The sequence below is a fragment of the Streptomyces cahuitamycinicus genome, from assembly GCF_002891435.1.
GTDB classification, from domain to species: Bacteria; Actinomycetota; Actinomycetes; order Streptomycetales; family Streptomycetaceae; genus Streptomyces; species Streptomyces cahuitamycinicus.
The window spans coordinates 1-8366 of the sequence record NZ_POUC01000358.1 but is presented as its reverse complement, the minus strand read 5'-3'; the positions used below and the strand labels follow the sequence as shown (position 1 = coordinate 8366).

Genomic DNA, 8366 nt, shown 5'->3' with positions numbered 1-8366 from the left:
CCCCGCGAGGCCGTCGCCCCCGCCGGCATCCGCGACCGCGGCGCGGGCCGGCCGACGAAGCGCGACCGGCGCGACATGGAACGCCTCCGCGGCGTGACGGGCCCCGGCGGCGCGCCCGGCCTTGGCCCTGGTCCGGGCGGCAGCCCTGGCGCGGGCTTCGGCAGCGGCTCACGCCGACCGAGGCCGTGAAGGCCGAGGAACCGACGCCACCTCCAAGAACCGACGCCACCTCCAGGGACCGACGCCAGGGACGGGCCCTCGGCCTCTCCCCGCCGGAGCCGTATGCGACAGGGCTCCGTTCGGTCACGCCCGCCGCAGCAGCCGGAGCAGATCCGTGTTGTGCTCCCGCCGTGCCCACGCGATGAGGGTGAGCGGCACGACCAGGATCACCGGCGTCGCCGCGTACTGCCCGTCGAAGACGGATATCTGCACGACGAACGCGCCCACCATCAACGCGCCCAGCCCCATCGCCGCCACCGACTGGAGCACCGGGATCAACAGGGCGACCGCGCCGGCCAGTTCGAGCGCGCCGATGGTGTACATCCCCGCGCTGCCCCAGCCGAGCCGCTCGAACGACTCGGCAGCCGACGCGTGCCCGATCAGCTTGGGCAGAGCGCTGTCGATCGCGTAGAAGAGGGCGAGCAGAACCTGCAGAGCGCGCAGGGCGATCCGGGCACGCCGCCCGCGAGCGGTCGCTGATTCGGCGATGACGACGCCGGCCGGGGTGGTGTCGGCGGTGACGGCAGCGGTGGTCTCGGACATGGAGGTCTCCTGGGTGAAGCGGTCCGTGTGGTGTCGGGGCGTCGGGTGTCGGAGGGGTAGACCGGCCCCGGTCCCGGAACTCATCGCCGCCGAGACGACGACGCCGAGCAGACCGTCACAGGGGCGCCCTCGCTCCCGCCGTTCCTCACGGACAGAGCTGTTGGAGGCTTTCCCACGGGTAAGGAGTCATCCGGCTCTTCGTCTGCAGGGTGCGATAGAAGTCGGTCATCACGGCCGCGACCGGGGCGTTGCGGGTGAGGATCTCGGCGGCCCCGGGCGGCGCCCCGGTGGGTTGCCGCCTTTCGGCCCAGGCTCGTATCAGCTCTCCACGGATCTCCCAGTCTCCGCCGTACAGGGCGGTGATCAGCCAATTCACGAGGTAGCTGGCCGTGTAACAGCGGTCGTAGGCGCTGTGCTCGTCGTAGAAGTCGGCCTCGGGGGGCGTGAGGTCGAAGCGGGTGGACAGGGCGAGGCCGAAGTCGGCGAAGTACAGGCGCCGGCCGTCGGTGAGGATGTTCTCGAAGTGGGCGTCGAAGTGGAGCAGGCCACGGCTGTTCATGAAGGACGTGCCGGCCGCCAGCTCCTTCTCGACCAGGGAACACGCCCGGTCGAGCGCCTCATCACCGGCTTGTACCTGCGCCGTGAGCCACGAGTGCAGGGTCTGGGGCAGGTACTCGAGGAAGAGCGCGACGCTCGCGGAGGATCGTTGCAGGGCCTCGACCCGTCGCCGCACGCCCGCGCTCCCTCCCCAGTAGGCGACGGCCTTCTCCACATCGGCGAGTTCCTCTGCCCGGTGGGGTTCCTCCTCCGGCAGCACCCTCCAGTGGTACATCAGAGGAAATCCCTGGAACTGCCCGGAGAGCACCCAGTTGGTGGTCATGGTGTGCGCGGAGACCTCCCGCCACGCTCCGAACGCGGGCCCGCCGATGCCGTACTGGCAGATCATCGGCAGTCCGAACAGGTTGGCCGTCGACCGGCGGTGTTCGGGCCGCAGTTCCAGATCCGTGAGGGGCACGCGCTTCACGAAGACGGGAGTGCCGGACACGTCCAGCCGGGCCGATGATCCGCCGATGCCCGTGCCCAACGGCGTGGCCCCGTCGGTCAGTTCGCGCAGCTCGGTGTCCCCGAGGAGCGCCAGGGAGGTCGCGACCGTGTCATAGTCACTCAGCCGCCCCGGATCCATTCCCCCAGGGAGGCCTTCACGCACCCCCACCGCCTAAACCGCCGACACCGCCCGCACCCATATCCGATCCTCCGTCAGATAGCGGTCCACCTTCAGGCCCGCCTCCTGGAGTGCCTCTTCGAACTGCTCCCTGGTCAGGGGTCGCGCCCGGAACGTCTGGGTCCAGACCGCGTCCGGGAACTCGTACTCCGCACGCACCGAGTTGACTCCGTCTCCGGCCGGCTCCGACGACGCGATCCGCACGGTGAAGCCGCTGGGGTCCTTGCGCTCGCGCGGCACGTTCTCGTGGTAATCCTCGCCCTCCCGCTGGATCAGTACGCAGCCGCCCTCCGCGACGTGACGAGCGCAGGTGCGCAGCATGCCGCGCCGCACCTCGGCGTCTCCCGTGTGCACGAGGAACGACGCGAGCAGCACGACGTCGAACGTCTCGCCCAGGTCCAGCTCCTCGATCGGGCCGCATATCGTCCGCGCGCCGCGCACGCGCTCCAGCATGCGGGCGGACTCGTCCACCGCTGTGACCGTGAACCCGCGCTCCAGCAGTGCGTGGGTCATGCGGCCGACCCCGCTGCCGAGCTCCAGGATGCGCGCGCTCTCGGGGACAGCGGCGGCGATGACATCCGGCTCGTCTCCGACGGGCAGCCGGGAGTAGAGCTCCACCGCGCAGCCGTCCGGGGTGATGGCCCCGGGTCCCGTCCCCTCGTACCCCTCACGCATTCTCATCTCCATGCCCGTCCAACGGGCAGCATCCGCACGCCCGTTCCCGTGACCGCTGTCTTCACCCGACCGAGTGAAGGCAAGTGAAGGCAACGGCGCGGGCGGGGAGTCGGGAGCGCGACAGCTACGGCGGCGACCAGCCGAGCCACACGTACCAGTGACCGCCCGCCCGCAGGTGGTCCCCCACCGCCCGCTCCACCGTCGTGCGCCTCGGCAGACCCGAAACCCGCGGACACCGAGCCCGTCCTGGAGCAGCCGGGAATGGCGCACCGCCGCCCGGCCCCGGACGTGGTGCGTGAGCCACTGCGGGACCTCTACCCCTCCCGTAAAATTGGGGGCAGGAGTGGTGATCGAAGGATGCGTACAGGCAGTGAACCGCGAACCGCCCGCAGTGCCCTGCGGGCGCGATTCTGGCTGAGCGTGTGGGGGCTGGTCTGGGCGCTCTTCGGGACGGTGGCGTTCGCGCTCGCCGGGCGGAACGGGTGGGCCATCGCCTGCGGTGTGCTGCTGCTGATCGTCACGGTCGACCTGGCCGTCGTCCTACGGCGTATCCGGCAGGGCCCGCACTACCAGCCGGGTCCTGGCATCCCGCCCTATCAGCCGCCGGACCGACGCCCCTGAAGCGGACGACGACGGATCACGAGTCGAAGTTCGCCGCCTTCAGGAACTCCGGCTTCGGGTCGAGCGCGGCCGCGAGGCGGAAGTGGCGCTTCGCCTGGTCGGGACGGCCCTGACGCTCATAGGTACGGGCGAGCGCGAAGTGCGCGAAGGCGTTGTCCGGCTCCCGCTCCAGGACGACCTGGAACTCGAGCTCCGCCGGCCTCAGCTGCGCCGCGGCGAAGAAGGCACGCGCCCGCAGCAGCCGCGCAGCGGTGTTCTCCGGGTGCGTGGCTATCACCCGGTCGAGCAGCTTCACCGCGCCCCGCGGGTCTCGCGCCGCGAGCAGTTGCTCGGCGGCACGGAAGTCGATGACATGCGTCTCCGGGGTACGTCCGGTCGAACCGCTGGTCTCGGGCACGGCAGAGTCCTTCCCTCACTGCACGGGTTCAACGCCCCACGGGGTGCCGCTATTCCACACCGGACGGCCGGGACGCCCGCGACCTGCGCACCAGCTCGGCCCACACGTCCTTCACGCGCTGCTCCAGCTCTTCCAGCGGGACGTCGTTGTCGATCACGATGTCCGCGATCTCCCGGCGCTGCTCGCGCGTCGCCTGGGCGGCCATCCGCGCGCGGGCGTCCTCCTCGGTCATGCCGCGCAGTCGCACGAGCCGGTCGAGCTGGGTCTCGGGAGCCGCGTCGACCACGATCACGACGTCGTACAGCGGTGCCAGGCTGTTCTCCGTGAGGAGCGGAACGTCGTGGATGACGACCGCGTCCTCGGCGGCGGCCTCCTCCAGCTCGCGGGAGCGGGTGCCCACCAGGGGGTGCACGATCGCGTTGAGGGTGGCGAGCCTCTCCGCGTCGGCGAAGACGATGGCGCCGAGGCGGGGCCGGTCCAGGCTGCCGTCGGCCGCGAGGATCTCCTCCCCGAAGGCCTCGACGACCGAGGCGAGCCCCGGCGTCCCCGGTGCGACGACCTCCCGCGCGATGCGGTCCGCGTCGATCAGCACGGCCCCGCACTTGACGAGCAGCCGTGACACCTCACTCTTGCCGGCACCGATGCCGCCGGTCAGGCCCACCTTCAGCATGTCCCGCAGCTTAGGCCCTGCCGCTGACAGGGCCCTCGTCCGGGCCGACCGGGATCAGTTGTCACCTTCTCGTTCCGCCAGGAACTTCTCGAACTCCTGGCCGATCTCGTCCGCCGAAGGGATGTCCACCGGCTCGGCGAGCATGTTGCCCCGGGTCTCGGCGCCCGCGACGGCGTCGTACTGGTGCTCCAGGCCGTCGATGAGCGCGGTGAGGTCCTCGTCGCCCTCGCGGATCTGCCGGTCGATCTCCGTCTGGGTGCGGTGGGCGTCCGAACGCAGGGCGTGGGCGATGCCCGGCAGGACCAGTCCGGTCGCCGCCGTGATGGCCTCCAGCACCGTCAGGGCCGCGTCCGGGTAGGGCGAGCGGGCGATGTAGTGCGGGACGTGGGCGGCGACGCCCAGGACGTCGTGCCCGGCCTGGAGCAGGCGGTACTCGACGAGGGACTCGGCGCTGCCGGGCACCTGCGCCTCCTCGAACGGGCTGGAGTGCCCCGGGACGAGGTCGGTGCGGTTGCCGTGCGGGGTGAGGCCGACGGGCCGGGTGTGGGGGACGCCCATGGGGATGCCGTGGAAGTTCACGGAGAGGCGGACGCCGAGCCGCTCCACGATCTGTTTCACGGCGGCGGCGAAGCGCTCCCACTCCACGTCCGGCTCGGGGCCGGACAGCAGCAGGAAGGGTGCGCCGGTGGCGTCCTGCACGAGCCGCACCTCGAGGGCGGGGTCCTCGTAGTCGCTCCAGCGGTCGCGCTTGAACGTCAGCAGCGGGCGGCGGGCGCGGTAGTCGACGAGCCGGTCGTGGTCGAAGCGGGCTACCACCTGGTGGGGCAGCGAGTCGAGCACCCGGTCGACGATCTGGTCGCCCGTCTCGCCGGCGTCGATGTATCCGTCGAAGTGGTAGAGCATGACTAGTCCGGCCGACTCCTGGGCGAGCGCCATGTCGACGACGGCCAGCCCCTTCGGCTCCCAGGCGTACAAATCCTGCGGATCAAGCACAGTGACCGCTCCTCCTCGTGTTCACACTCCACAACGCCGTTGCGGGCGTGGGCATTCCCGGAGGAGGGGAATTTCGATCTTGGCAGCGGGCGACGACCACCGAGGCAAGGGGCGCGGGGAACTGCGCGACGGCCTCCACCGGCCGGCAGCCGGCCGATAGCCCGGCAAGCACTGAGGACCCGACCTCGGAAGGTGCGAGCCCGGCAAGCGTGGAGGACCCGCGCCTCGAAGGGTGCGAGCCCGGCAAGCACTGAGGGCCCGCACCTCGAAAGGTGCGAGCCCTCAGTCAGGAACAGCTACTGCTCAGTGGGCGTCAGCTCTGCCCACCTGCCAGCTTCTCTCGCAGAGCGGCCAGCGCCTCGTCCGAGGCCAGCGCGCCGGAGTTGTCCGGGCCCTCGGAGGAGTACGAACCGCCGCCACCGCCGCCACCGCCGGACGCGGCCGGAGCGGCAGCCTCGCCACCCTCGGCAGCGGCCTTCTCGTCCGCTTCGCGGGACTTGATGACCTGCGCCTGGTGCTGCTCGAAGCGCTGCTGCGCCTCGGCGTACTGGGTCTCCCACGCCTCGCGCTGGGTCTCGTAGCCCTCGAGCCAGTCGTTGGTCTCGGGGTCGAAGCCCTCGGGGTAGATGTAGTTGCCCTGGTCGTCGTACGACGCGGCCATGCCGTAGAGCGTCGGGTCGAACTCGACCGAGGCCGGGTCCGAACCGAAGGACTCGTTGGCCTGCTTCAGCGAGAGGCTGATGCGACGGCGCTCGAGGTCGATGTCGATGACCTTGACGAAGATCTCGTCGTTGACCTGGACGACCTGCTCCGGGATCTCCACGTGGCGCTCGGCCAGCTCGGAGATGTGGACCAGACCCTCGATGCCCTCGTCCACGCGGACGAACGCACCGAACGGAACCAGCTTCGTGACCTTGCCGGGCACGACCTGGCCGATCTGGTGGGTGCGGGCGAACTGCTGCCACGGGTCTTCCTGGGTCGCCTTCAGCGACAGGGAGACACGCTCGCGGTCCATGTCGACGTCGAGGACCTCGACGGTGACTTCCTGGCCGACCTCGACAACCTCGGACGGGTGGTCGATGTGCTTCCAGGAGAGCTCGGAGACGTGGACCAGACCGTCGACGCCACCCAGGTCCACGAAGGCACCGAAGTTGACGATCGAGGAGACGACGCCGGAACGGACCTGACCCTTCTGGAGGGTCGTGAGGAACGTCTGGCGGACCTCGGACTGGGTCTGCTCCAGCCAGGCACGGCGGGACAGGACCACGTTGTTGCGGTTCTTGTCCAGCTCGATGATCTTGGCCTCGAGCTCCTTGCCCACGTAGGGCTGGAGATCACGGACGCGGCGCATCTCGACCAGGGAGGCCGGGAGGAAGCCACGGAGGCCGATGTCAAGGATGAGACCACCCTTGACGACCTCGATGACGGTACCGGTGACGATCCCGTCCTCTTCCTTGATCTTCTCGATGGTGCCCCAGGCACGCTCGTACTGGGCGCGCTTCTTCGAGAGGATCAGGCGGCCTTCCTTGTCCTCCTTCTGGAGAACAAGGGCCTCGATCTCGTCACCGACGGCGACGACCTCGTTCGGGTCGACGTCGTGCTTGATCGAGAGCTCGCGGCTCGGGATCACACCTTCGGTCTTGTAACCGATGTCGAGCAGGACCTCGTCCCGGTCGACCTTCACGATGACGCCGTCGACGATGTCGCCGTCGTTGAAGTACTTGATCGTCTCGTCGATCGCGGCGAGGAAGGCTTCCTCGTTACCGATGTCGTTGACCGCTACCTGCGGGGTGGTTGCGGTGGTCTCGGTGCTGCTCGTCATGTGGGAAAGGGCTCCGGTACGGACATTGAAGTCGTAGGTACTGCTACGCCGGGAGCCCGTTTCGCTCTGCAGAAGCCGGACAGCCAAGGAAGCGCCACTCAGAAACGGTGGCGCCTCGACAACCGAGGGGACATACATACAGATGCGAGCGCAGCCTGCTACGTCTGAGGTGCGCAGGCCCGCAGCGCAACTTGTAGCATACGGGGGCAGCCGGGCAGGGTCAATGCGCGAAGCCGCCCACGCGGGGCAGATCGCCGCATACCCGGCACAAGTCATGTCGTCCGAGGCCACGCAGGCCGCACGACGCCCCCTTTGTGCCGCTTTGTGCCACCACCGGACCGGCTGGGCGGAAGAGCCCGCAGATTAATACGAGGGAGCCGATCATCCAAGAGTTCGAAGCGTCCGAACCCGAGGCCACCCGGCGTTCCGCCGATGTCGCGGAAAGCTCCCGGGCCAATCGGGGCTGGTGGGACCGCAACGCGGACGAGTACCAGATCGAGCACGGCACGTTCCTCGGCGACGACCGCTTCGTCTGGGGACCCGAGGGCCTGGACGAGGTGGAGGCCGAGCTGCTCGGCCCGCCGGAAGGGCTCAAGGGCCGGCACGTGCTGGAGATCGGCGCCGGCGCCGCCCAGTGCTCGCGCTGGCTGACCGCCCAGGGCGCGCGCCCGGTCGCCCTGGACATCTCGCACCGGCAGCTCCAGCACGCGCTGCGCATCGGCGGTTCCTTCCCGCTGGTGTGCGCCGACGCCGGCGCGCTGCCCTTCGCGGACGGCTCGTTCGACCTGGCCTGCTCGGCGTACGGGGCGCTGCCCTTCGTCGCCGATCCGCGCCAGGTGCTGCGGGAGGTGCGCCGGGTGCTGCGGCCCGGGGGCCGGCTCGTCTTCTCGGTGACGCATCCGATCCGCTGGGCCTTCCCGGACGAGCCGGGGCCGGAGGGTCTGTCCGTGTCGGCTTCCTATTTCGACCGCACTCCTTATGTCGAGCAGGACGACGACGGCCGGGCGGTCTACGTCGAGCACCACCGCACGCTGGGCGACCGTGTCCGGGACGTCGTGGCGTCGGGCTTCCGGCTGGTCGACCTGGTGGAGCCGGAGTGGCCGGTGTGGAACACGTCCGAGTGGGGCGGCTGGTCGCCGCTGCGCGGGAACCTGATTCCAGGGACGGCGATCTTCGTGTGCGAGCGGGGCGACGGGGGCTAGGG

The 8366-nt window shown here is 70.0% G+C and carries 9 protein-coding genes and 2 pseudogenes; 3 read left to right on the top strand and 8 right to left on the bottom strand.

Features of this window, described 5'->3' with window-relative positions:
* Positions 1 to 189, top strand: a pseudogene (locus C1J00_RS46010) (RNA-binding S4 domain-containing protein); the annotation flags it as partial.
* Between the two features lie 114 nt (positions 190 to 303).
* Here the strand turns inward: C1J00_RS46010 and C1J00_RS32935 are convergent.
* From C1J00_RS32935 to C1J00_RS47235, 4 genes and pseudogenes are all read right to left on the bottom strand, one after another.
* Positions 304 to 762, bottom strand: a complete 459-nt coding sequence (locus C1J00_RS32935; RefSeq protein ID WP_102912637.1) for a DoxX family protein — start codon at positions 760 to 762, stop codon at positions 304 to 306.
* Between the two features lie 145 nt (positions 763 to 907).
* The gene (locus C1J00_RS32930; protein WP_102912636.1) at positions 908 to 1945 is read right to left on the bottom strand and encodes a protein kinase family protein; all 1038 of its coding nucleotides are present in this window, start codon (positions 1943 to 1945) and stop codon (positions 908 to 910) included.
* A 33-nt stretch (positions 1946 to 1978) separates the two neighbouring features.
* Positions 1979 to 2659 carry a class I SAM-dependent methyltransferase gene (locus C1J00_RS32925; RefSeq protein ID WP_102912635.1) on the bottom strand — a complete coding sequence of 227 codons (681 nt, stop codon included), beginning with the start codon at positions 2657 to 2659 and terminating at the stop codon, positions 1979 to 1981.
* Between the two features lie 124 nt (positions 2660 to 2783).
* Positions 2784 to 2885, bottom strand: a pseudogene (locus C1J00_RS47235) (acyltransferase domain-containing protein); the annotation flags it as partial.
* 131 nt (positions 2886 to 3016) lie between these two features.
* Here C1J00_RS47235 and C1J00_RS32915 point away from each other — a divergent pair.
* The gene (locus C1J00_RS32915) at positions 3017 to 3280 is read left to right on the top strand and encodes a DUF6343 family protein (RefSeq protein WP_102912633.1); all 264 of its coding nucleotides are present in this window, start codon (positions 3017 to 3019) and stop codon (positions 3278 to 3280) included.
* A gap of 16 nt (positions 3281 to 3296) precedes the next feature.
* On the opposite strand, the gene C1J00_RS32910 is transcribed toward C1J00_RS32915, so the two are convergent.
* The 4 genes from C1J00_RS32910 to rpsA all read right to left on the bottom strand — a co-directional run bounded on the left by C1J00_RS32910 (position 3297) and on the right by rpsA (position 7162).
* The gene (locus tag C1J00_RS32910) at positions 3297 to 3677 is read right to left on the bottom strand and encodes a tetratricopeptide repeat protein (protein WP_102912632.1); all 381 of its coding nucleotides are present in this window, start codon (positions 3675 to 3677) and stop codon (positions 3297 to 3299) included.
* Positions 3678 to 3726: 49 nt separating this feature from the next.
* Positions 3727 to 4347, bottom strand: coding sequence for a dephospho-CoA kinase (gene coaE, locus C1J00_RS32905; RefSeq protein ID WP_102912631.1), 621 nt, complete (start codon positions 4345 to 4347; stop codon positions 3727 to 3729).
* Positions 4348 to 4401: 54 nt separating this feature from the next.
* Positions 4402 to 5340 carry a PAC2 family protein gene (locus tag C1J00_RS32900; protein WP_102912630.1) on the bottom strand — a complete coding sequence of 313 codons (939 nt, stop codon included), beginning with the start codon at positions 5338 to 5340 and terminating at the stop codon, positions 4402 to 4404.
* Positions 5341 to 5653: 313 nt separating this feature from the next.
* The gene (rpsA, locus tag C1J00_RS32895) at positions 5654 to 7162 is read right to left on the bottom strand and encodes a 30S ribosomal protein S1 (RefSeq protein WP_102912629.1); all 1509 of its coding nucleotides are present in this window, start codon (positions 7160 to 7162) and stop codon (positions 5654 to 5656) included.
* A gap of 362 nt (positions 7163 to 7524) precedes the next feature.
* Between rpsA and C1J00_RS32890 the strand changes: the two genes are divergently transcribed.
* A complete protein-coding gene (locus tag C1J00_RS32890) occupies positions 7525 to 8364 on the top strand; it encodes a class I SAM-dependent methyltransferase (protein ID WP_180989781.1) in 840 nt (279 codons plus the stop codon).
* Positions 8365 to 8366 lie beyond the last annotated feature (2 nt).